Consider the following 22,748-nt stretch of genomic DNA (forward strand, 5'->3'; position numbering starts at 1 on the left):
TCACCTGGCTGTCAACAAGAAATTTGCAAAAAGACACAATAAAAAAAAGCCCTGTCATCCCGAATACTTGTTCCGGCAATGACAGGGCCTGGGGACAGAATCGCAGAACTACTGGGGATTTGATCTTTTCAAGGCTTCAATGCGGTGCTCAATAGGCGGATGACTCATGAACAGCATCTTCCAGCCGTAGTCCTTTTTGCCGTTGATGCCGAAGGAAGCCATCTGGTCAGGAAGCGGCTCCTGTGCACCCTTCTGAAGTTTTTCCAGGGCGGAGATCATTTTGCCGGAACCGGCCAATTGAGCCCCACCGGCATCTGCCCTGAATTCACGCTGCCTGCTGAACCACATGACTATGGTGCTGGCCAGGATACCGAAAACTATCTGGGCAACCAGGGTGGTCACAAAAAAACCAAGACCGTGCCCTTCTTCGTTTTTCAAGATGACCCGGTCCACGAAATGCCCCACAATCCTGGACAGGAAAATAACAAAGGTGTTCACCACACCCTGGATAAGGGTCAGGGTTATCATGTCCCCGTTGGCCACATGGCTTATCTCGTGCCCCAGGACAGCTTCTACCTCGTCCTGGTTCATATTCTTCAAAAGACCTGTACTCACCGCCACTAAGGCCGCATCCCTTTTCATGCCTGTGGCAAAGGCATTGGGAGCCTGGGAATCAAATATGGCCACTTCGGGCATGCCGATCCCTGCCCTGGAAGCCTGACGCCTGACAGTCTGCAGAAGCCAGTTCTCCACCTCGTTGTTGGGCCTGTCTATCACCTTGGCTCCGGTGAGACGCTTGGCCATCCACTTGGATATGACCAAGGATATAAATGATCCGCCGAAACCAAGTATGGCTGCAAAAATCAGAAGGTGGGTCAGATTCAGTCCTGTCCCGGTCTCATCCAGGTAATTGTTCACACCCAGAATAGATGTGACAATAAGCAGCACCACCAGGATAGCTATGTTTGTGCCTATAAATAAAGCGACTCTTTTCATCGTATTAAGGTCCTCCCTGCTGAAACAAAGATATTAATAAAATAACTCCACGCCGATAATAAAAAAATTATCGGCAAAATCAAGACGGTTGTCAATATCGGCAGTCTCGCGGCCACTCCCTGCAAAAGCTGCTTTACAGGGCATGGCCTGACGGATAGTATCTGTTTAGCGCTTTTAAGGAAAGCAGGGGACAGGCACTCCGGGACCCACTTGAGCATCATTTTGTGCTCAAAAAGACTCAATTTTTGGGACAAGTGGGTCCCGGAAGAGCCAGTCCCCATGCCACATGCAAAGCGCTAAAAAGATACGACGGATATATTCACTGCGTGTGCCTGAAATTTGTACTGAATCAGTATATTAATCTTTCTTTAACAGGGGTCAATACCCGGAAAATTATTTAGGGAAAAAGACATGCTCAGCAGAGAAAAAGCCCTGGATATGGTCAGGGAAAAGGTGCAGGAAGAAAATCTTGTCAGGCACAGCCTGGCCACGGAAGCAGTCATGCGCAGCCTGGCCCGAAGACTTGACCAGGACGTTGAAACCTGGGGACTGACCGGCCTTCTGCACGACCTGGACTATACCCTGACTCAGGAGGATTACTCCAGGCACGGCCTGGAAAGTGCGCAAATGCTCCAGGACCAGTTGCCCCCCGAAGCCGTCAGGGCCATTGAAGCCCATGCCGCAGAACTGAATCATGCCCCGGCCCCCTCCAGCACCCTGGACCATGCCCTGCGCTGTGCTGAAACAGTAACCGGACTGGTCATGGCCGCGGCCCTGGTTCGCCCTGAAAAACTGTCCGGCATGAAGGCCAAAAGCCTGAAGAAAAAGATGAAGGACAAGGCCTTTGCCGCTTCGGTAAACAGGGCCATCATTGCTGAACATGAAAAGCTGGGCCTGGATCAAAACGAATTTCTGTCCCTGTCCATCCAGGCCATGGAGGAAATCGCCCCGGACCTGGGGCTGGGTCAATCCTGATTATCATCCTGGCAGGCATAAAGTTCCGCCAGGATTTCCCGTCCTCCCGCCTCCAGGACCTGCCTGGCCATATCAACTCCCAGGCTGCGCGCGTCCTTGGGTTTGCCTGAAACACTCTTGCGGATCATCCTCTCACCCTTGAGGTCGCAGACAAGCCCGGTGGCCTGAATATTGTTGCCTTCATGCCGGCAGTAGCAGGCTATGGGCACCTGGCAGCCGCCCTCCAGTTCCGCCAGAAAGGCCCGTTCACATTCTATACAGTACCTTGTGCTGAAGTCATCCATAAACCCCAGGAGCTCATCCAGCTCTTGGCGGTCCTGCAGGTATTCTATACCCAGGGCCCCCTGCCCCACTGCCGGCAGAAAATAAGGCGGAGACAGTTCAGTCACATAATCGGCATGCATGTTCAACCTGCTCATTCCGGCAGCAGCCACAATGATTGCATCATAAATACCTTCCTTTAACTTCCTGAGCCTGGTATCCAGGTTGCCGCGAAGCATCTGAATCTCCAGGTCCGGCCTCATGTGCAGTATCTGGGCCTGGCGTCTGAGGCTGGAAGTTCCCACGGTGGCCCCGGTGGGCAGGGAACTGATATCAGGATAACTGGTGGACAGCAGAACATCGAACCTGGATTCTCTTTCAGGGATTATTCCAAGCTTCAGCCCCCGGGGAAGCTCAGCCGGCATATCTTTCATGCTGTGCACCGCTATGTCGGCTCGACCGTCCATGAGGGCCTCTTCAATCTCCTTGACGAAAAGCCCCTTACCCCCGACCTTGGCCAGAGGCACATCAAGTATCTTGTCCCCGGTGGTCTTTACCTTCAAAAGCTCCACTTCCAGCCCGGAGTAGCGCTCCCTCAGGCGCGAGGATATATGTTCCGCCTGCCACAGGGCCAGCTTGCTGCCCCGCGTGGCTATGACAACTTTTTTCATTACAGTACCGTCCGTGAATTACAGGTTGCTGCTCATACCTCAGGCCAGGCCTTTATTTCGCTTCTGGGCGGAAGCGGGGTCTTGTGCCCCAGGGAATCCACCCGGACAAAGGTGATTTTGTTGGCAAAAACCTTTACTTCCTGCTCGCCTCCCGGCCTGTCGGAATAGACATTTACATCATAGGTCACCGAGGACTTGCCCTGGCTGCAGAATTCGATATTAAACCGCAGGATGGACCCGTTGGGCACCTGCTCGGTGAAGCGAATCTCGTTCATGGCAATGGTCACCAGCTTGCACCCTCGGTATTCCTTGCTGGCGGCCAGCCAGGCGAACTCGTCCACCCATTTGAGCATGACCCCGCCGAATAAAAAACCATGGTGATTCAGGTGTTCCGGCCTGACAAGGGTATAATTGTTCATGTGACTGCCCTCAAGCGTTAAATTTCTGACCTTTTAACAAAGCTGCCCCCTTGAGCATGCCGAAACAGCCAGCCAGCATCATGTCTCCCCCGGGGCACAGAAAATGCGCCTGAAATCCCTCCAGGAGCCTTCGCCTGGGGCCAAGGAGGAACACCGGACCAAATTCCATACCTGCAGCCTCGTCCAGAACCCGGCAGCCATGCCCCCGGTCCTCAAAGACCTCTTCATTTGTCAGCATGCCGGCCCGGAAACTCTCAAGCTGCGCCCAGAGCTTTTCTCCGTCCAGCATGCCGGTATGGTGTTCGTAAATCCCCATGACCCGGCCCCTGTATACCAGGAAGGCTATGGTATGGCTGTTGCCGGCGTTTACTACGCAGATTCCCTGCTGCTGTGACAACTCCTCCACCTCCGGCACAGACAGGGCCCCCAGAAGGGCCGCAGCACCTGTATCGCAGACCAGGCCCCCGCCCATGCACTGCTTCAGGCTTATTAGCCTGGTCATTTCCTCAGGAGGTACATCAAAAATAAGTTTTTTAAGATCACCATGTTCCCGGCTCAAAAATTTCCTCCAGATCTCGAATCGCCCCAGGCGATTGCTGCCGCCGGGGTGAAATCCGTGATCCTGGGCGCTGGCCAGGATCACCTCCGGATATTCCAGTCCGGCCTGGGCCAGAAAACCCTGCCAGAAGCCGGGATCAAAATCCGCAAGATAAACCGGGGCAAAACCCGGGGGGCAGTTCTTGGTTATCTCAACGCCCATGGCCCGGACATTGTCCGGTGAATCAGACATGGCATAGGCGGCCTCGGGGTGTACAGCAGCCTTAAGACCTGCCTGCAGGTGCTTCCTTAGAACCCGGGCAAACCCACCGCCCATATTGTAGCCGTATAGATAGACGCTTTTATTGCGCCTGCCCAGCTCTTCCAGTCTCCTGGCCACCATCACGGCAGGTGAAGGCAGGATGAACTTGGGGCAGTTTTCCAGTTCCCGCTGCGGGATATAATAAAGCACGTCCTGGGTGCCGCTGCCTATATCCAGACATAATGCAGTCTGATCCATAAAATAAAACCCCTGTAAAAAATTGTCGTCCAAGACCTGGACTCCGGTAAAAAAAGATGAAGGGCACAAAAAAGGCAGGTCTTTACCTGCCTTTTTTGTATGCGGTTTGTCCAGTATTTAGTTTCCATCCGGAAAGTCTTTCTTTCCGGATGCTGAAGCTGTTGGTTTTCTTTACGGAAACGAGGAGTTTTTTTCTTTTGGCAATGAAATCAAGCAATTATGAGGAGGCGTATCTTAATACGGTGACGAATAATCAGACATTTCCAGGCAGTTTTCAGAGCCATTTTCTAAGTCAAAAACAAGGGCAAAATGATTCTCTCCGCCAAGTTGAATGCGCAATGTATGCTATTTTTATCTATAAATGTCAGCATGTTATCTGTTAGCCGACATTTTCAAACGTAATCCTCATGAGTACCTCAAAGCTGTAGCAAGTCTTGGTTATCCGTCCCCATGAAGTAGTACGCAATTTTTTTCAGTAATGATAATCTTTGTTACAGTATTTCTTAACTCTCACTCAAGCTCGGATAGCGATGATGCTATTGCTTTCTTTTATGCTTAACTACTTGTAATAGAACGATAATTTCATAATTTAGCCGAGATAAAAACCGATTACATGAGCAGGCCTGTAGAAAGTTTTACCTGTTACCCCCTGGGAAATCGCATAATTCCATCCAAAAAATGCTTGCATTGCGGGGAATTTTTGCGTACTATATCTTATATACTGTCAAGGCGATTTTGGACCACAATTGCGTACTACTTTGGGTATATAGATATGGTACTCACAGACACTGCTCGCCAATACTTTTTGTCCATTCAGTTCAGGATACGACAGGCTGCTGTCAGGTCACCTGCATCAGTGCCTTTTACTTATGAAGACGAACCATTCTTCTCTGCCTATCAGGCCATCACCGATGTATGGAAAAATCGAAAACCACAAAGGGTTGTGGCTGAATCTTTCAACATCAGTCGAAACACCTTGAAAGACTGGGATCACTCATTTGCTCTTTATGGGACCGTGGCTCTTTTACCGGAGATATCTCATGAGCAGGTTGACCCGGCTCTGGAGCGACTGGTTATCCTGGTCAAACTTTCAAGACCACATGAACGTGCCAACCATGCCTTACGACTCGCCAAGGCCCTGGGGATTGAAGACGCCTCCTTGGAACATATCCGCCAGATTCAGCGTTCTTATGGCTATGGCCAGCGAATGGATGAAGCAGACATTTGTTTTTGGTCCGGCCTGCAACATATCCTGGAATCCGTAATCAAGCAAAAAGAAAAACCGCCTGCCAGGCCAGTTCATAACCTGCACGACCGGCCTGGTACTTTTTTCAATTATCAGCGCGACCACCTTCAACATCGAGTTGAGCTATTCAAGGCCTTATCCAAGCTTGAAAAAAAACGCCAGATTCGCCCAGTGCTTCAAGAATTCGGCATGGCCCCCAATCGGTTCTATGTGTTGAAAAACCGGTATATGCTCTATGGGGTCTGGGGCCTGGCTGATCTTGTCCAAAAGGGGCAAACCGGTGAGAAGATTTCCCCCCAGCTGGAGCTTCAAATCATAGAAGAAAGACTGATGGATCCGTCCCTGTCCACAGCCAAGATGATAAAAAAGCTCAATTTGAAATGTTCCCGGGCCAATGTCCAAAAGATCTATGCTCGATGGAAACTCTCACGATTCAAAAAACCCGTTGCCATCCGAGGTGTTATCTCCAGCCCGGTTCCGGCTCAGGTGACTGAGAAACAGTCACCGGTAGAAGCCTCGGCCAAATCCCGATTTCCTGATCTCGTTGATACCTCCGGGCTCAAAGTGAACCGTTCTTTCCTTCAATTCATCAAGCACCTGGCCTACCGCAAGGTGGTCATCAGCAACCCAGGAACTTTGATCGTGGCTCCTTTCCTGGATCAATTAGGGGTCATTGAAGCATGGCACACCTACGGCCCAAACAGCCTGCGCACTTCTGAGATCACCAACAATATTATCGTGAATGTCATGCGCATTATCGCTGGTTTTCCCAGCATCCATGACTTTACACTCAATGCTGACCGCTCTGTAGCCGTGGCTTCAGGACTGGTTCTCAACCCAGGAAAAACCAGATTCTACGATGCATTCGATGAGATTCGCTTCAGCCATTTGCAGTTCCTGCGAAACGATGCCTCTTGCCGGGCCAGGGAACTGGGGATCATTGAGGGCAAAGAGATTGCCATAGATTATCACTGTGATCCCTCGGATAGCCGGTTTCCTGAAGACAAAGCATTGAGCAAGGCTCCTGATAAAAACGGTGATATGACGTACGCTCACAGGCCGCAGATCCTCTGGGACAGCATGACCAACACCATCATTAATATCGCCTACTGTGAAGGCAAGTCCAGGGCTCCGTCAGCCCTGTACCGCTTCTGTGAACGAAACCTGTTTATGATCATTGACCCTGACGTTATCAAGGAAATTTATGCAGATTCCGAGTATACCGGAGAAAAACAGCTGATATATTTGACTGTTCGTTCGGAATCGGACATTACCATGTGCCTCAAACAAAACCCCAAGATCAAGCGTTGGAAAGAGGCAACCATCCAGCAAGGGGTCTGGCAGGATTACCGGGAGCAATATCGCATTGCCAGTAAGGACTTCATTCTCCCAGAAACAAAAAAGCCCTTTCGTTTTGTGGTCAAGCAAAACAAAGAAACCAGTGAGATCCGCTGCTTTGGAAGTACACATACAGACTACAGCCCGACCAAGATCCTGGATGCCTACCACATCCGCTGGCCGGTGGAAACTGGCATCAAAGATCTTATCGAGAACTACTTCCTGAACAAACCCACAGGCACGTCTCCAGAAAAAGTGGAGGCTCATTACTATTGCATCATGCTTGCTCGGCTCGCTGTTGATTATTTTCGGTCCCAGCTATGTATACCTCAGTGGCAAAGCCCTGAAGACTGGAAATGTGTCTTGTCCACCATCCGAACCAGCATATTCAGCAATCAAAACTGCGAACTGAGCCTTGATGACTCCGGCGACCTCCTCATTACATATCTGGACGGAGATCGTCAGGGGATTAAAAAGAGACTTGCCGAACTTCTTACCAGCAGAAAAGAAACAGGCCTCAACCGCGTTTCCTGGTGGGGAAATCGAGGCGTTCAGATTCAGGTCAAAGATCAGTATGCCATATGATTTTGGCTCTCAAATTGGCCTATCTTTATGGCTCTCAAAAACGGGTGGAAAAGTCTGATAATTGTACAGATTGACCACGCGAAGCGCGTGGCAAGCTCAGCCAAAAGGAAAAAGAACCGTTTCCGGATGAAAACTAGTTATTGTGCCTTGATGCTTAACTGATCGTTTTCCAGGTCTATGGTGACCTGCTGGCCGTCCATAAGCCTGCCGGAGATTATCTCCTTGGCCAGGGGCGTTTCCACGTGCTGCTGCAGGTATCTGCGCAGTGGCCTGGCCCCGTAGACCGGGTCGTAAGCCTCTTTGGCGATGAAGTGCCTGGCTGTGTCGCTTAGTTCAACACTGATCTTGCGGTCCTGCAGGCGATTTCGGATCTGCTGCAGAAGAAGTTCAATGATCTGCTCGATTTCTTCCAGGAGCAAAGGCTTGAACAAGACAATCTCATCCAGGCGGTTTAAAAACTCCGGCCTGAAATGTGACTTGACGGTGCTCATTACCTGGTCCCGGGCATCCTCGCGCAGATGGCCTTCGGGGCTTATGCCCTCCAGAAGGTACTGCGATCCCAGGTTGGAGGTCATGATGATGACCGTGTTTTTGAAGTCTACGGTGCGGCCGTGACTGTCTGTCAGCCTGCCGTCGTCCATTATCTGCAGAAGGACGTTGAACACGTCTGCATGGGCCTTTTCCACTTCGTCAAAGAGAATTACGCTGTAGGGCTTGCGCCGGATGGCTTCGGTGAGCTGACCGCCCTCGTCATATCCCACATATCCCGGGGGAGCCCCGATCATGCGGGCCACGGTGTGCTTTTCCATGTACTCGGACATGTCTAAGCGCACCATGTTCTCCACGGTGTCAAACAGATTCAGGGCCAGGGTCTTGGTCAGCTCGGTCTTACCCACTCCTGTGGGACCCAGAAACAGGAAAGAGCCTATGGGCCGGTTGGGATCCTTGAGCCCCGACCTGGCCCGCAGCACTGCATCAGCTACGGCGTCCACAGCCTCGTCCTGACCGATGACCCGCTCGTGCAGGATGTCGGCAAGCTTTAACAGCTTTTCGCGTTCTCCTTCCAGGAGTTTGGTTACCGGTATGCCGGTCCATTTGGATATTATCTCCGCCACATCGTCAGGGCCCACTTCTTCCTTTAAAAGCATCTCCTCGTCACTGTCGCCGCTTATGGCCGATTCCTTCTCTGCCAGCTCCTTTTCAAGCTGGTGCAGCTTGCCGTAGCGAAGCTCGGCTGCCTTGTTCAGGTCATAAGCCCTTTCTGCGTTTTCAATTTCCAGCTTTGTACGCTCAATATCTTCCTTGAGAGAGCGCAGGGAGTTTATGGATTCCTTTTCGCGCTCCCACCTGCTTCTAAGCCTGGCCTGCTCTTCTTTTAGATCAGCAAGTTCCTGCCCGAGTTTTTCCAGCCTTTCCCTGGAAGCCTCGTCCTTTTCGCGTTTCAGGGCTTCCTGCTCGATTTCCAGCTGCATGATCTTGCGGTTTATTTCGTCAAGCTCAGTGGGCAGGGAGTCGATTTCACTGCGGATCTTGGCCGCGGATTCGTCTATCAGGTCAATAGCCTTATCCGGTAGAAAACGGTCTGATATATAACGGTGCGACAGGGTGGCCGCGGAAACCAGGGACCCGTCGCTTATGCGCACCCCGTGATGCACTTCAAAGCGTTCCCGCAAGCCGCGCAGAATGGATATGGTATCCTCCACGCTGGGCTCGTCCACCATAACCGGCTGAAAGCGCCGCTCCAGGGCCGGGTCCTTTTCGATATTCTTGCGGTATTCATTTATGGTTGTGGCCCCTATGCAGTGCAGTTCCCCACGGGCCAGCATGGGTTTTAGCAGGTTGCCGGCATCCATGGAACCCTCACCTTTGCCGGCCCCCACGATAGTGTGTATCTCATCGATAAAAAGCAGGATCCGACCTTCAGACTGCTGAACCTCCTTGAGCACCGCCTTGAGACGCTCTTCAAACTCGCCGCGATACTTGGCCCCGGCTATAAGAGCACCCATGTCCAGAGCGAAGATGGTTTTGTCCTTGAGCCCCTCGGGCACGTCCCGGTTAAGTATCCTCTGGGCCAGGCCCTCAGCTATGGCCGTCTTGCCCACTCCGGCTTCACCTATGAGTACCGGGTTGTTCTTGGTCCGCCTGGACAGGATCCTTATGCACCGGCGAATCTCGCTGTCCCGGCCTATAACCGGATCAAGCTTGCCTTCCTGGGCCTCTTCCACCAGGTCACGGCCGTATTTTTTCAGGGCATCGTAGGTTTCTTCCGGGGAAGACGAAGTCACCCTCTGGCTGCCCCTGACGCTGGTTAGAGCCGACAACACCTTGTTCTTATCGATTTTGTACTCGGCTATGACCTTGCCCGCCCCGGTGGAAGGAGATTCATCCAGGATGGACAGAAGTATATGCTCCACGCTTACGTATTCGTCCTGCATGTTCTTGGCCAGGTCCTGGGCCTTGAGCAGAAGCGAATTCAGCCTCTGGGTCACGTATATCTGCCCCGGCTGGCTTCCTGGTCCGCTCACCCGGGGCAGTTTCTCAAGTTGCTTGTCCAGGGAAGTGCTGATGGATGAGGGATTATACCCGGCCTGCTGCAGAATCCTGGGAACAAGTCCCTGTTCCTGCTCCAGCAGGGATTTAAACAGGTGCTCCACCTCAACCTGCTGGTGCCCCAGGCGCATGGCCACTTCCTGGGCAGCTGATATAGCTTCCTGCGATTTCTGTGTGAATTTATTTATATCCATAATTGTTCCTCCGAATTATATTATATTAGTTACCATCCGGCAATTCCTTATTGCCGGATGCTGAAACTGATGGTTTTCTTTCCGGAAACGAGGAAAAGAAACGTTTCCGGATGAAAACTATATTAATCTTCTCAGTTGCCTGATTTCCTTGTCCTGCTGCTCGATTCTGTCCAGCAGGTCAATAATGAGCACGCCGCCGATGGTCGGCAGCTCAAAGTCCCGGCACAGGCGGACCAGTTTCTGTACCCGGAAAACTTCCTTTTCCGGGAAATGATAGCTTTCAGGCGAAGTACAGATGGACTCAACCCAGCCCATCTCAACGAGTTCGCCCAGCATACTGGGGCACACCCCGGTACGCTGCACAAACTGGGACCAGTGTATCAGATTGGCCCTGATCAAATTTCCCTGTCTTCGGGTTTGTATATAGTTGGACATGTTTCCTCCGTAAAAACCCTGTTCTAATTCCTGGGGTTAAACCCGGATTTTTCCGAGAGTTGTTGCCACAGGTCTTTTTCTTCTTCAGTAATGTTTTTGGGGACTTTTATCATGATCCTGACCATCTGGTCGCCCTTGGCAGCCCCACGGCCCATGCCGCGTCCCTTGAGGCGCATCTTCTGGCCGCTGCTCATGCCGGACGGGATATTCATCTCCACATCCCCATCCAGCGTGGGAACCCGGACTTTTGCGCCCAGGACGGCTTCCCAGGGTGCCAGGGGCAGATCATAGATTATATTGTTGCCGTCCACCTTGAAATAAGGATGCGGGGCTATTCTGACTTTCAGATACAGATCCCCGGCAGCCCCCTGCCCGCGCCCGGGCGAACCCTGTCCTGAAAGGCGGATCTTGCTGCCGTCCTTGATGCCCTTGGGAACATTGACGCTCAGGGTCTTATTCTGCACATGGGGCATGCCATCGGCACCCATTACCTGCTCCTGCAGGGTAATACTCTTTTTGCCGCCTTTGTAGGCCTCTTCCAGGGTCAGCTCCAGGGTGGCCTCAGCGTCCTGTCCCTTGGAGGAAAATCCCCCTCCGGAAAAAGGATCACCCCTGAATCCCCTGGTGCCGCCGCCCCGGAAATCCTGGCCTGCACCGCCGAAGCCCCTGAAAATAGACTCAAAGAAATCACTGAATCCGCCCATGTCGAATCCCTGACCTGCACCGGGATCACCGCGGAATTCAAAGTGTACATTCTCATAACCCGGCGGCGGCTGAAAATTCTGTCCGTGCTGCCAGTCGGCACCCAGTGCATCATAATGCTTTCTCTTTTCCGGGTCCTTGAGCACTTCGTAAGCTTCGTTAACGTCTTTAAACCTGTCTTCAGCCGTAGAATCATCCGGGTTCAAATCGGGATGATATTTTCTGGCCAGCTTCTTATAGGCCTTGGTGATCTCTTCCTGGGAAGCATTCTTATCCACCCCCAGGATCTTGTAATAGTCCTTGTATTCCATGATCGCTTTCTCCCTTCCAAACCAGAATTTGAACCGCAACTCTGTAAGTTCCTGAAAGAATTCTTTAAGTCGGCAAAAATATTAGTCAAGTTTTTGAACATCTGGAAGGTATCAACTGCACATGACCCAAAAATCCTTTTTTCCTGAAGGATAAAAAGTAAGTCACAGCCGTTTTTCCAGGCACAACACCCGGCATGCGGTAAAATTCGCGGTAAAATATGCTTATCAGAGTATACGGGATCAGGGCCGAGCAAAAGCATGCTTCAAAAGGCTTGAAAAAGGATAACTGTTCACCTTAATGATATGACCTCCAGTGGTCCGGAAATTCGGCAAACATGACGTAAAAACTCGCTCCAAGGAAGCGTAAATCAAAACCTCTTCAAGTTTTTTCAACCAGAAAAGCTTCAATTATATTATGCTTTGAATCAAGTTGAGTGTTTATCACGCCATAGGCGTGATTGATTAATCACGCCAAAGGCGTGACTACGCGTCATTATTTACAGTTTACGCCCAGTTTGCCGAACCCCCAGCCCCTGGCTTTTCGTCCGCAGGTGCTGAATAGTTTCGAAAAAGGTACAGACAGGCAGTGCTGTAGAAAATAAGGCTGGCCGGAATCAGCGAAGCAGGCGGGTAAGGGTTTCAATCATCGGGTTATCAGGGGATTTGGCTCTCAACTCAGCGAGTATTTTTCTGGCCTGGTCAGTACGATCAAGCTTCAACATGGCCAGGGCCAGATTGGCCCGGGCGGAAGAGTCCTCCGGGTTCTGACTCAATACAGCCTGGAATTTTCTGCGTGCTTTTTCATAGTCGTTATCCTGCATGGCCAGAATGCCCTCCCACTTGAGAACCAGCGGGCTTGCACCGGGTAAAATATCTCTCAGCCTGACCATGTATTCGTGCACATCATCATAATCTCCAGCGGCAAAGGCAGCATTCATATCTCTGTTGAGGCTCATAGCCGTGCGGTTTCGCTGGGCCTGACGCGTAAAATGCTCCTGAAGGTCCCTGTCCAGGCGGACCTGGCTGTATCCTTGAGGAAGATCGGCTGGTTCAGGCGGTCCGGGATCAAGCCCCTGTTTTACGTAGGAGGATTCCTGCTGGACGCTGGCATGCCCGGCCAGCTTGTCCCGGACAATATCTTCAGCAACCCCGGTTTCAGATGCTTCAGATGTTTCCTGCCGCTTCACCTCATCTGCACCGGCAGTATCCACAGACATTGCTGAGCCATCTTCACCGGCAACAAGAATTTCTTCCTCAGACACCGTTGCCTCGGAACCGGCTGAATCATCTACTGTCTGTTCCTGCCTGGTTGTTTGCGGGTTAGTCATTTCATAACCGGCGACACTGTACTGCTCAGATGATTCCGGGCTTTGCAGGTAAACATCTAACCTTGACTGAAAAATAAGCACCGGTATGGTCACAACCGCCAGCATGACCAGCGAAATCAGACCGGCCCTCATGTATCTTTTCCGGGAAGAGCCTGCGCTGTACTTAAAAACAAACGAGGGTACAGGGATGTCATGCTCATCCTGACGGCGAAGCTTCTGTATGCTTCTGTAAAGCATGCTCATTGAGAAACAACCCTCACGTGCATGATTACCACAAGTTCGGAAAGATCCTGGCTGTCTTCCCTCTGTTTGAACAGCCATCCAAGACCCGGAATCCTTGAAGCCCCGGGCGTGGCCCTTTCACGTTCCCTTGACCCTTTCTGGATAAGTCCCCCGAGTATAACTGTATCCCCATCGTTAACCCTGACTTTGGTGTTGACATTTCTGACATTGACCTTTGGCAGAGTGATCTGATCTCCCCCGATTTTCGCTGTCTCAGAAAGATCCACCTGACTGGTGATGGGAAAAATATCCAGATCAACATCGCCGTTATCAGTAATAAAGGGCACTACACCCAGCATAACCCCTTCAAAAGCAGTTCCGGTGTTCACGGAATAGTCAACCCAGTCTTCATCAGTGGCTCTCCTGGACCTGGTTATTTCCTGGATAAAGTTCCGGGTGGTTCCGGAGGTCACCAGGGCAGGCTGCAGATGCCTGGAACGTACATGGGGGTTGGAGACCACACTGACCTGCCCGAAGGTCTCCAGGGCCTGGATCGTGGCGCTGAACTGCCGGTAGACTTCATCTACATCCCCGGTCCTGCTGTCAATTACAATGGGAACAGGATCCTCGCTTTCCAGGCCGTACGTTCCAAAACCCTGGGCGGACTGCCATCCCAGGTTGACGCTGTAGGCAAAATTGCTGGCCAGTTCCTGGGAGATATAACTCCAGTCCACCCCGAGCTGGAATGAGTCGCTGAGCGATACTTCCAGGATCTGGGCATCGATAACCACCTGCTGGGAAAGCTTGCTCTTGAGCTGCTTTATAAAATTATTTGCCACCCTCATTTTAGAGGGAGAAGCGCGTACATAAAGCGAGCCTGCTGTAGGATCCAGGACAAAATGCCCCTGCCTTTCACCTGTTGCATCCATGAGTATATCATTCAGGTTTTTCTGCAGAAAACCATAAATGGAGTTCCCGTCATCTTCCCCCCCAAAGGTGGATTGCATGGCGAAATTGCCTTTAAGGTTGTGACTGCCGACATAAAGATCATCTGTTCCTGTTCTTCTGTCACCGCTTCTTTCCCCAAAAATATTTCCGCCGCTGTCAATGGCCACCCGGGTATTGGAATCCAGAAAATCCAGCTTGAAAACTTTTTCTTCAAAAGGCCTTACAGCCAGAACATTGTCTTCCACGCTCCAGTAAAGATCATAAGAATCCAGAAGCCTGTCCACCACTATACTGGCAGGAGTCTTGTCAAAGCTGATGGTTATCCTCTTGTCCAGGCTTACTTCAGGGGAGACTACAAGATTCAGGCCGGCATTTCTGGCCACTACAAAAAGTATGTCATGCAGCGGTTTGTTGTTGACCGAGATGGAAACAATGCTCTCCTGGAGGGGATCAAACTCGGGTATAAGCGGGCCTACTTCTTCATGCCTGTCCCGGGGTGAGGGTGAATGCTCAAGTTGTTGTTCCTGTTGTATCCTGGCTTCCTGCAGATGTCTCTGTTCTTCCGCCATCTGCCTGTTCAGGGCCGCGTATCCTGATTCTTCCGGAGGCTCTCGCCCGCTGCTGCAGGCGCTTATTATCAACATGGTAAAAATCAGTAAAAAAGTGCCGGCCCCAGAAAAGCCTGAAAAAAATCCCCTGCTGACTGGTGCAAAAATTCGCAATAACCGCATAACAAACCTATTTCTGCAGGCCGACTGCCCGTGTCTGGTGCCAGGGCAACAGCCGCCGCTCTGTCGATGGCGAACGTACAAGCACACCATCTGGATTTATGGACAGGATTTTTTTGCCACCGCGAATGACCTCGCCCTCTTCGTAAATTTGACCGTTGATAGCTGCAAATTTTTTTTCTTTGCCGATAAAAATAAGCTCCACAATAAGGGGAATATGCTTTTCCGGTACAGGATCAGGCCTGGGCAGAAAAGAAAAATCAACCGTCTCGGCATGCCGGCGTTCCGGCGGATCTTCAACCAGCTTTATCCCTCTGGTCAGGGTCTCTATCGCTTTTTCTCCGGGTATATCAATCTCACCGGGGTCCATATCATGATCCACTGCAAGACGGGCATCATGCTCCGGAAAAAAAGACCTTACAGCCCACAGGCTGAAAGCCGCAAGCACAACGGTCATTAAAAGACATCTCCAGACTATATTTTTTCTTGCAGGATGCATATCTGTACAGACTTGTTAATCAGTTTCAGCATCCGGAAATAAGGAATTTCCGGATGGTAACTAACTCGGGCCATGCCCGCAACCCAAGTGAAAAAGTTGCCCCCTGGCCACTTAACTGTTTGTGCTTAAGCTTATCATCGGGGTCGGGATCGGTATCGGTATCGGGGTCGAAGTCAGAATCAAATCCGGTATGCACAGTCATGTGGAACGTTGCCCGGTATTTTTGATCCCTATACCGCTTCCGATACCGACCCCGACACAAGGCCCTGGCGACTGTCCCCGGGCCGGTTGGGGCATCCCCCTGAATGGTTATGACCTATGACCAGGGATAGCTGGCCGTTATGACAAACCGGGCTTCTTTAGACTTCAAGTCCATGTCCACCTGTTCTATTTCAAATCCATATCCAGTCAGTTGCTGCCTGAACCGGCTGGACTGCCTTGCTGACTGTCCAGGGTTGCTGCTTACAAGGCCTTCAGCCTGAATTCTGATGGCTCCGTCGTCATAAGAAAACAAGATGTCGATCAATTGCCAGTCGTCCGGCCATGAGCCGAAAAAACTGTTCCAGATCTGCACTGGCGAAGGTGCCGCTAAAGCCCTTGAAAGATCACCTGCCAGTTCAAATGCACCGTCAACTTCATCGGTGCCCTTTACATGGTAAACATAGCTTTGAACCTTGTTTTCCAGAATGTCAACGTCTTTCTCCAGGGTTGCAGTCCGGTCATTGAGCCTGTCTGCAACAGAATGATTCATCCAGCCGATGTACCCCAGGGCAGCCGCCCCGGCTATCAGTATTAACCAGGCCCACTTTTCAACCACCTGCAGTGGCCGCACGTAGCGCTCTTTCTCCCCGTACAGAGCCAGGGACGGTTCAACCGCATCCAGAAGAAAAGGCAGTGCGCTCCACAAGGATGTCTTGCCGTGTGTATAGCGGGCCAGCGGCCAGGGCCTTACCGGCAGCCCCAGGCGCGGCAACTCCTCCTGCCGGGAAGCCCTGCAGATTTCAATCCACTGCACTTCTGAAAAATCGGCCCCTTTTTCCCTGCGGCACAGTTCCAGGTCATGCTCTATCATACCCGGAACATTTCCCAGACCGCCCTTTTTCCCAGAAAAAAGCGGGTAGCGCCTGACAAGCTTTACCCTGGAAGAATTGCCTGCAACAACGAGTATGGACGATTCAGCGTGCAGGGCTATTGCCTGGTCTTTCCTTCCTCCTTTCTTCAAAAGGCTCAGCAATAGACCGGTCCAGTCCATGAGAACACAGCCTGCCGGTATATAGCATTCAGATTTTGCTTTTTCCAGCAGGGTTCTTGGTATTATGTGATAAACAATCTCGGATTCGTTCTTGCCGGTTTTTTCTACCTTGTAGACATGATAAACCGAATCAGAACCAAGCTCTCCTTTTTGTTCAGCCTGCCTGCGGGCAAGGATAGGTGCGAACTTTGCATCACCCTGGACATATACCTGTTCAGGACCCTCATCCTGGGGAAAATCAACAAAGACAAAGCAAAAGGAACTGCTCTGTGAAATTTCAGAACTGGTAACGGCCATTGAGTCTTTATTGAAACAAAGAGTCCGGCCCTGCCACTGCAGATAAAAATCATGCCTCACCGCCGGATTTGCCTCTGCCCGGTGTTTACCGGTTATAACTTTGTGCATCTTTGCCAAAGGTCAATTTTCCCTGATGGTATCTGTAATAGTTCATTGCAGCAGATTTTAAGTTTCGCCCAATGCGCTGGCAGGCATATTATCTTACACCGGTGACGCATAGAGGCGTGACAAAAGGATCGCGGGGACTGTCCCCAGTCACGCCCTTGAATACTTACGATCTGTTACTCCCTGGCAGACTCAGGTATCATGGTCATTATTTTGCCCTGGATATGCATTTCTACCAGTACTTCCATGTCTTCCCGGTTTTCACCGGAGTCAATCTCCGGAATCACCCTGACAGAGCCTGGACTGAACCAGAAAGAATCACTTTCATTCATTTTACTGGATAAGATTGTCAGGATATTTTCCGCCTCGTTCAGGGTTAAAGTATCCTCGATATTTACGGGATAAGCCTGCCATTTATCCGGATGCAGTCCGGCTTCAACCGCCTGTTCCCAGAAAATGTTCCACTGCTCGGCCCTCTTCTGTTTCTCCTGGTGCTTTTCATCCAGCCGCAAAAGCTCACCCTTTGCTGTTTGCAGTGACTCTATCCTGTCCCTGGCGCTTTGAACCTGGCGGTGACTGTCCCCGGCCAGCACCAGCATGGTGCAGAACAACCCGAGGCATGAAAGACTGATGATCCATTTAAACATCAGTGGTAAACTCCTGAAACACGGTCAAAAGCAGCCCGCATCATATCATTCCTGTATCCCCGATCATTTCGTACAGCGGAAACAGCAGTCCGGCCACTATCAGGGCGAAAAACAGTCCCATGACAATCAACAGGGCCGGTTCCAGGACCTTGCTCATGTTCTGCACCAGATAGTCCAGGCGCTGCCTGTACTGCCGGGCCACGTAGAAGGCCTGCTGCTCCAGGCTTGATGTCGCCTCACCGGCGGCAATCATTCTGACCACCATCGCCTCCACCGCGGATGCCCTCTTCAATGCCCCTGAAAGGTTGTTGCCCAGAATAATTTCATGCTCCACATGCTCAAAGCGTTTTTTGATTACTTCGTTCTCAATGGAATCCCTGATGATTTCCAGGGACCGAAGCACAGTTACTCCGCTGGCTGTCAGCACCCCCAGGTTTTCAGTGATTCTGGCCACACTGGACGCATGGATAATGCCCGAAATAACCGGCATCTTCAAAATCAGCCAGTCCATGGCATACCTTGGCCTGTATAAACGTCTGAGCCCCATAAGCAGGGCAGCAGAAAATAAAGCAAAGACAACAGCTGGGCCCATCCAGTTCTGAACCAGCGAGGACATGAAAATCAAAAACCTGGTAATGTCTGGCACTTCAACCCCGAACTCGTGGAAAAGCTCCACGATCTGGGGCACCACGTACCAGAGCCAGAATATTACAGCCCCGGAAATGACCAGCAGGACCAGGGCCGGATAAATCAGGGCCCTTTTAGTCTCCCCCACTACATGATCCACCTGCCTTAGATAATCGGCGACCTTTCTCAGCATCTGGTCCAGGGTGCCAGTTTCTTCACCGATTCTGGCCATTTGACATATGATGGGCGAAAAGGTTCTGCCATGCCTGGCAATAGCCTTTGAAAAAGTCTGCCCGTTGGAAATATCCACTATAATAAAATTTACTATGCTCAACAGGCGGGGATTTTTTATGCCCTGACTTACTTCATTAAGAGCAGTCAAAACATTGACCCGGGCTCCCAGCAGCACAGCAAGGCTGTTGAACATTTCAGCCAGTTCAGCCCTTTTTATCCTGGAAAAACCATGCATGTATGCCTGGACCACCGGGTTCAGCCAGTAAGGCAGCCTGCGGATAGTCAGAACTGTTGCCCCCTGGCGTTCAAGATACCTTACAGCCTCTTCCAGGGCTTCCAGGGGAAGGTTTTCAGTCTTTCTTTCCAGAAGACCTTCAGTGTTGAGCATTTTGTATTGAAATACGGCCATATCTAATGTTCAGGTCAAAATATTACAGCACTGCAGAAAAGCCTGCGCATGAGCATCTTTTATGATGCACCTGCAAAAAGTCGAAAAAATGAATTATTCAGAAAAAACAATACACATAACACTCTGTTTTTACTGCTTGCCCCGTGAAACAGCCGGAAGATCTCCCTATCGAAGATAGGGGTTTCACTGGGGACATCTGACATCTGACATCTGACTCCCTGTCACCGCATAAACCGCCCCAGGACCCTTTTTACCTCTGCCACGTCGGTGAATCCGGCTTCCACCTTGTCCACCGCCACATCAAAAATACTTCTGAAGCCGTGGCTTCGAACCGAGCCTGCCAGCTCCTGCTTTGATGCCCCCCTTTCAATCAACTCCCGCAACTCGCCGAAGACAGGAAGGATTTCGTAGATCACAGTTCGCCCCTTATAGCCGGAATGATCACACTGATCGCACCCCTGCCCCCTGCTGCCGTATTCAGTGTCCCTTTCCAGGTACTCTTTTTCTTCACGGCTCAGAGGGTACTGCTGGTTACAGTGAGAACATACCGTGCGGATAAGGCGCTGGGAAACAACTGCGATGAGGGTCTCGGACATGGTCAGGTGGTCGATCCCCAGTCCCAGCATCCTGGGAATGGATCCCAGGGCTGTATTACTGTGCAGTGTGGACAGAACCAGATGTCCGGTTACTGAGGCGGTCATGGCTGTCCTGGCGGTGATTTCATCGCGCATTTCTCCTATCAGGATGATGTCCGGGTCATGACGCAAAAAATTGCGGATGGCGGTTGAGAAATCATAGCCTGCAGCCTCATTGACCTGGGTCTGCCTGGCCAGGGGGATTACATGCTCCACCGGGTTCTCGATGGTGATGGCGTTTTTTTCCAGAAGATCAATGGAACTCAGTCCGGAAACCAGGGTGGTCGACTTGCCGGATCCAGTAGGTCCGGTTAGCAGAATCATACCGTAAGGCTCCTGGAAGGCCTGTCGGAGCAGGGGCAGATCTTTGTCCAGAAATCCAAGTCCGGCCAGGGAGAACTGCATCCGCCCCAGGGCCAGCAGACGCATGACAATGTTTTCCCCGTAAGGAGTGACCAGGGTGGACACGCGTATATCGTAGGAACGTTCCAGCAGTCTGGCGGTCCAGCGCCCGTCCTGGGGAAGGCGCTGCTCTGAAATATCCATTCCGGCCTGCAGCTTTATGGCGGTGATTATTCTCTGCAGTTCCCTGGGGATAAACACCCTGTCATGAAGAACTCCGTCTATCCGAAAGGCCAGGCTTATTCCCTGCTCCATGGACCTTATGTGCACATCTGTTGCCTGGCTTTTAATGGCCCACAACAGCAGATAGTGCAGAAAATTGTCAGGACTCAGAGTGTTGCCGGTATCTGCGTACAGTGACTGTATTTCCATGTGCAGCAGTTCTTCAACCGGCCGGTCCATGAAAAAAAAGTGGTCGTATACGAAATTTACCAGCTGATGTTCTTCAGTTAATGCAAACTTCGGGGCTTTGCCGCTTAAGCGATGGATTTTCTGCTGCACCTGGACTTTCGGCACCTCAGATGTTGCCACAACCAGTTGATCTTTGTGCACTCCCAGGGGCAGCACCCGGTTCTGCAGGCAGAAATTGCGGTTGAACCGCCTGAGCCACTGCATCTCCGGTTTCCACCTGGTCAGGTCCACGCAGGGAACCTGCAGCTGATGCGCTACAGCCCTGACCATATCGTACTCTGAAACCATGCCCAGCCTGGTCAGAATCCGGCCCAGCTTCTCCCGGGTAACCTTTTGCACCTGCAGGGCATATTCCATGTGCTTGTTCTGGATAAGTCCCCTGCTGAGAAGAAGATCGCCCACCTTCACGTCTTCAGGCATGTCTGCTTCCTTTGCTTTCATAACCGGGAGTCTCGCGTGCTCGTAACCATTCAGGAGGTGCCGGAACCGGCCCGGGGACAGTCCCCGCGAAATCTTTCCTGCACAGATTAAATTTGACAAACGCTAAGTTGTGTGAACCTGCATATAAGTACTTAGCGGGGACAGTCCCCAGGCCTGGTGCCAGCAATCAATACCGAGGAACCCCTGAATGGTTACCCGTGCTCAATCCCGCAAAATGCCCAGGCTTAAAGTCAGGGGACTGCCCGGGCAGATCAGCAGGGACAGCCCAGCAGGTCATGGATCTGCCCCTGAAAACAGCCAGAAAATTGTTTCCGGGGTTGGTGTCCCCGAAGTCTCCAGATCATATGCCGCCTGAAAATCCATAAGTGCATGCCACGTGGCTGAGCCAAGGTAACCGTCGGTGATATTTCTGTAATAACCCAGATCACTGAGTCTTTCCTGGATCTTTTGAATCTCCTGGCTGCGCAGGTCCGGGTAAAATTCCTGCACTATGACCTCTGGCCGCCAGAGAACAATCCACTTGGGGGACTGGCCTGTATACTCCTTCCACGGGAAAGCGGAAAATTTAAGCCCGTTATTATCAGGCAGGTCATGCACCCCGGCCAGGAGCAGATCATCAGGAAGCTTGTCATGGAGAACCTCGGGGGAATTCACCCACAGGGCCTGGAGCATGACCTCGGCCAGGTTCTCCTGGTCAAAAGGCTCCAGAAAAGAGTGCAGCTTTTCTCTGGTTACCGAGGCATCAGGCACTATCTGCAGCACAGTGTCATGTTCAACAGTTCTCATGCCCTCGCCGGCTTGAGTACCGGCATTGCCGCTGCCGGTCTGCTGCTGCGGGGCTGAATCCTGTCCTTGAATTATGGGCGACCCCGCCTGCTGCTTCACCAGGTAGGCCGCCGGAAGCACCAGGGCCAGGATCAAAGCAGCACAAAGGATCTTTTTCTTGAAACTGTAATTCTGCCTTATATCCTGCTGAAATGTCCCCACCTCTTGTATGGCTGCGTGCACAATGCCCGGATTTATTGTTGTCTGGTCCAGTGCGTACATAGCATGCAGGGATCGTTCCATGATAAGATTTATAAGCCGGACATTGCCCCTTGTGGACCTGTGCAGGAGCCTGCACGAAGAACTGGGCAGATAAAGCTGGGAACTGGTGCTGCTCAGCTTGAAGTCCACATAGCGCTTTACCTCGTCCCTGCTCAGGGCGGGCAGGGTATTGCTGATCGCTATGCGGCTACGCAGCTGTCTTAGTTCATTGCAGTTCAGGCGGACCTGGAGTTCCGGCTGACCTGAAAGCAGGATCTGCACCAGCTTTTTTTCATCGCTTTCCAGGTTGGATAGAAGGCGCAGGGATTCCAGGGTATGGATGTCGAAGTTGTGGGCCTCGTCAATAATTATTGCGCAATTTCCTCCGTTTGAGTTGACCTCCAGGAAGAATTGGTGCAGTTGTGACAGCAGTTCTGAAAAGGTGGCATTTTTTGCAGGGGTTAGACCATAATCCCTGATAATGGTCTTCATAAGCTCCATGCGGTCCATCATGGAATTGAACACCCAGGCCGATCGCAGCTTGTCTTCGGGGCTGGAATGTATCCGCTCCAGGAGCTGCAGCAGAAGAGATGTCTTGCCCACTCCTACTTCGCCGATGAGCAGCAGGAATCCACGGCGCTGGGAAACACCGAAGTGTATTTCCTCCAGTATCCTCTGGGTGGCCTGGGTATGAAAATACCCTTTGGTCGAGGTGGCCGGGGAAAACGGGTTACCCTTTAATCCAATGGCCTGGAATATGTCGCTGGGCACGTACTAAGACTCCTGAGGGGCTTTTT

The 22,748-nt window shown here is 51.5% G+C and carries 17 protein-coding genes; 2 read left to right on the plus strand and 15 right to left on the minus strand.

Translation table 11 applies throughout. The features are described 5' to 3' along the window. Positions 1 to 108: 108 nt before the first annotated feature. The gene (gene htpX, locus DTHIO_RS00315; protein WP_008868371.1) at positions 109 to 996 is read right to left on the minus strand and encodes a protease HtpX; all 888 of its coding nucleotides are present in this window, start codon (positions 994 to 996) and stop codon (positions 109 to 111) included. Between the two features lie 411 nt (positions 997 to 1,407). Here htpX and DTHIO_RS00320 point away from each other — a divergent pair, with 411 nt between their 5' ends. Then, complete coding sequence (locus DTHIO_RS00320; protein ID WP_008868372.1) at positions 1,408 to 1,971, plus strand: HDIG domain-containing metalloprotein; 564 nt, start codon at positions 1,408 to 1,410, stop codon at positions 1,969 to 1,971. On the opposite strand, the gene hemC is transcribed toward DTHIO_RS00320, so the two are convergent. From hemC to DTHIO_RS00335, 3 genes are read right to left on the minus strand one after another with little or no spacing between them, the layout of a single operon-like run. Next, complete coding sequence (gene hemC, locus DTHIO_RS00325) at positions 1,962 to 2,903, minus strand: hydroxymethylbilane synthase (RefSeq protein WP_008868373.1); 942 nt, start codon at positions 2,901 to 2,903, stop codon at positions 1,962 to 1,964. The genes DTHIO_RS00320 and hemC overlap by 10 nt on opposite strands. A 32-nt stretch (positions 2,904 to 2,935) precedes the next feature. After that, the gene (locus tag DTHIO_RS00330; protein WP_008868374.1) at positions 2,936 to 3,322 is read right to left on the minus strand and encodes an acyl-CoA thioesterase; all 387 of its coding nucleotides are present in this window, start codon (positions 3,320 to 3,322) and stop codon (positions 2,936 to 2,938) included. Between the two features lie 10 nt (positions 3,323 to 3,332). Further along, positions 3,333 to 4,379 (minus strand): DUF1786 domain-containing protein, encoded by a 1,047-nt coding sequence (locus DTHIO_RS00335; RefSeq protein WP_040417653.1) that lies wholly within the window; start codon positions 4,377 to 4,379, stop codon positions 3,333 to 3,335. A gap of 856 nt (positions 4,380 to 5,235) precedes the next feature. Here DTHIO_RS00335 and DTHIO_RS21910 point away from each other — a divergent pair. Next, complete coding sequence (locus DTHIO_RS21910) at positions 5,236 to 7,548, plus strand: transposase (RefSeq protein ID WP_208596352.1); 2,313 nt, start codon at positions 5,236 to 5,238, stop codon at positions 7,546 to 7,548. A gap of 137 nt (positions 7,549 to 7,685) precedes the next feature. On the opposite strand, the gene clpB is transcribed toward DTHIO_RS21910, so the two are convergent. From clpB to DTHIO_RS00400, 11 genes are all read right to left on the minus strand, one after another. After that, positions 7,686 to 10,292 (minus strand): ATP-dependent chaperone ClpB, encoded by a 2,607-nt coding sequence (clpB, locus tag DTHIO_RS00350; RefSeq protein ID WP_008868376.1) that lies wholly within the window; start codon positions 10,290 to 10,292, stop codon positions 7,686 to 7,688. 117 nt (positions 10,293 to 10,409) lie between these two features. Further along, a complete protein-coding gene (locus DTHIO_RS00355) occupies positions 10,410 to 10,727 on the minus strand; it encodes a chaperone modulator CbpM (RefSeq protein WP_008868377.1) in 318 nt (105 codons plus the stop codon). A gap of 23 nt (positions 10,728 to 10,750) precedes the next feature. Continuing rightward, positions 10,751 to 11,740: a DnaJ C-terminal domain-containing protein gene (locus tag DTHIO_RS00360; RefSeq protein ID WP_008868378.1), complete on the minus strand. Its 990-nt coding sequence runs from the start codon at positions 11,738 to 11,740 to the stop codon at positions 10,751 to 10,753. A gap of 614 nt (positions 11,741 to 12,354) precedes the next feature. Then, positions 12,355 to 13,311 (minus strand): tetratricopeptide repeat protein, encoded by a 957-nt coding sequence (locus tag DTHIO_RS00365; RefSeq protein WP_008868379.1) that lies wholly within the window; start codon positions 13,309 to 13,311, stop codon positions 12,355 to 12,357. Next, a complete protein-coding gene (locus DTHIO_RS00370) occupies positions 13,308 to 14,882 on the minus strand; it encodes a secretin GspD/PilQ domain-containing protein (protein ID WP_161598600.1) in 1,575 nt (524 codons plus the stop codon). Before DTHIO_RS00370 ends, DTHIO_RS00365 begins: the two co-directional genes overlap by 4 nt. A 94-nt stretch (positions 14,883 to 14,976) precedes the next feature. Next, positions 14,977 to 15,423 (minus strand): hypothetical protein, encoded by a 447-nt coding sequence (locus tag DTHIO_RS00375; RefSeq protein ID WP_008868381.1) that lies wholly within the window; start codon positions 15,421 to 15,423, stop codon positions 14,977 to 14,979. Positions 15,424 to 15,781: 358 nt separating this feature from the next. After that, positions 15,782 to 17,122, minus strand: a complete 1,341-nt coding sequence (locus DTHIO_RS00380) for a hypothetical protein (protein WP_008868383.1) — start codon at positions 17,120 to 17,122, stop codon at positions 15,782 to 15,784. 173 nt (positions 17,123 to 17,295) lie between these two features. After that, positions 17,296 to 17,766 (minus strand): hypothetical protein, encoded by a 471-nt coding sequence (locus DTHIO_RS00385; RefSeq protein ID WP_008868384.1) that lies wholly within the window; start codon positions 17,764 to 17,766, stop codon positions 17,296 to 17,298. A gap of 40 nt (positions 17,767 to 17,806) precedes the next feature. Further along, a complete protein-coding gene (locus DTHIO_RS00390; RefSeq protein ID WP_161598602.1) occupies positions 17,807 to 19,015 on the minus strand; it encodes a type II secretion system F family protein in 1,209 nt (402 codons plus the stop codon). Positions 19,016 to 19,257: 242 nt separating this feature from the next. After that, positions 19,258 to 20,925: a GspE/PulE family protein gene (locus DTHIO_RS00395; RefSeq protein ID WP_083803884.1), complete on the minus strand. Its 1,668-nt coding sequence runs from the start codon at positions 20,923 to 20,925 to the stop codon at positions 19,258 to 19,260. A gap of 273 nt (positions 20,926 to 21,198) precedes the next feature. Further along, positions 21,199 to 22,722: an ExeA family protein gene (locus DTHIO_RS00400; protein ID WP_008868387.1), complete on the minus strand. Its 1,524-nt coding sequence runs from the start codon at positions 22,720 to 22,722 to the stop codon at positions 21,199 to 21,201. Positions 22,723 to 22,748 lie beyond the last annotated feature (26 nt).

This window comes from Desulfonatronospira thiodismutans ASO3-1 (assembly GCF_000174435.1).
GTDB lineage: Bacteria > Desulfobacterota > Desulfovibrionia > Desulfovibrionales > Desulfonatronovibrionaceae > Desulfonatronospira > Desulfonatronospira thiodismutans.

What these genes read in the sequence shown, in the direction of transcription:
- htpX (WP_008868371.1), bottom strand. Translation starts at nt 996, where the DNA reads ATGAAAAGAGTCGCTTTATTTATAGGCACAAACATAGCTATCCTGGTG.
- DTHIO_RS00320 (WP_008868372.1), top strand. Translation starts at nt 1,408, where the DNA reads ATGCTCAGCAGAGAAAAAGCCCTGGATATGGTCAGGGAAAAGGTGCAG.
- hemC (WP_008868373.1), bottom strand. Translation starts at nt 2,903, where the DNA reads ATGAAAAAAGTTGTCATAGCCACGCGGGGCAGCAAGCTGGCCCTGTGG.
- DTHIO_RS00330 (WP_008868374.1), bottom strand. Translation starts at nt 3,322, where the DNA reads ATGAACAATTATACCCTTGTCAGGCCGGAACACCTGAATCACCATGGT.
- DTHIO_RS00335 (WP_040417653.1), bottom strand. Translation starts at nt 4,379, where the DNA reads ATGGATCAGACTGCATTATGTCTGGATATAGGCAGCGGCACCCAGGAC.
- clpB (WP_008868376.1), bottom strand. Translation starts at nt 10,292, where the DNA reads ATGGATATAAATAAATTCACACAGAAATCGCAGGAAGCTATATCAGCT.
- DTHIO_RS00355 (WP_008868377.1), bottom strand. Translation starts at nt 10,727, where the DNA reads ATGTCCAACTATATACAAACCCGAAGACAGGGAAATTTGATCAGGGCC.
- DTHIO_RS00360 (WP_008868378.1), bottom strand. Translation starts at nt 11,740, where the DNA reads ATGGAATACAAGGACTATTACAAGATCCTGGGGGTGGATAAGAATGCT.
- DTHIO_RS00365 (WP_008868379.1), bottom strand. Translation starts at nt 13,311, where the DNA reads ATGAGCATGCTTTACAGAAGCATACAGAAGCTTCGCCGTCAGGATGAG.
- DTHIO_RS00370 (WP_161598600.1), bottom strand. Translation starts at nt 14,882, where the DNA reads ATGTTGATAATAAGCGCCTGCAGCAGCGGGCGAGAGCCTCCGGAAGAA.
- DTHIO_RS00375 (WP_008868381.1), bottom strand. Translation starts at nt 15,423, where the DNA reads ATGACCGTTGTGCTTGCGGCTTTCAGCCTGTGGGCTGTAAGGTCTTTT.
- DTHIO_RS00380 (WP_008868383.1), bottom strand. Translation starts at nt 17,122, where the DNA reads ATGCACAAAGTTATAACCGGTAAACACCGGGCAGAGGCAAATCCGGCG.
- DTHIO_RS00385 (WP_008868384.1), bottom strand. Translation starts at nt 17,766, where the DNA reads ATGTTTAAATGGATCATCAGTCTTTCATGCCTCGGGTTGTTCTGCACC.
- DTHIO_RS00390 (WP_161598602.1), bottom strand. Translation starts at nt 19,015, where the DNA reads ATGCTCAACACTGAAGGTCTTCTGGAAAGAAAGACTGAAAACCTTCCC.
- DTHIO_RS00395 (WP_083803884.1), bottom strand. Translation starts at nt 20,925, where the DNA reads ATGAAAGCAAAGGAAGCAGACATGCCTGAAGACGTGAAGGTGGGCGAT.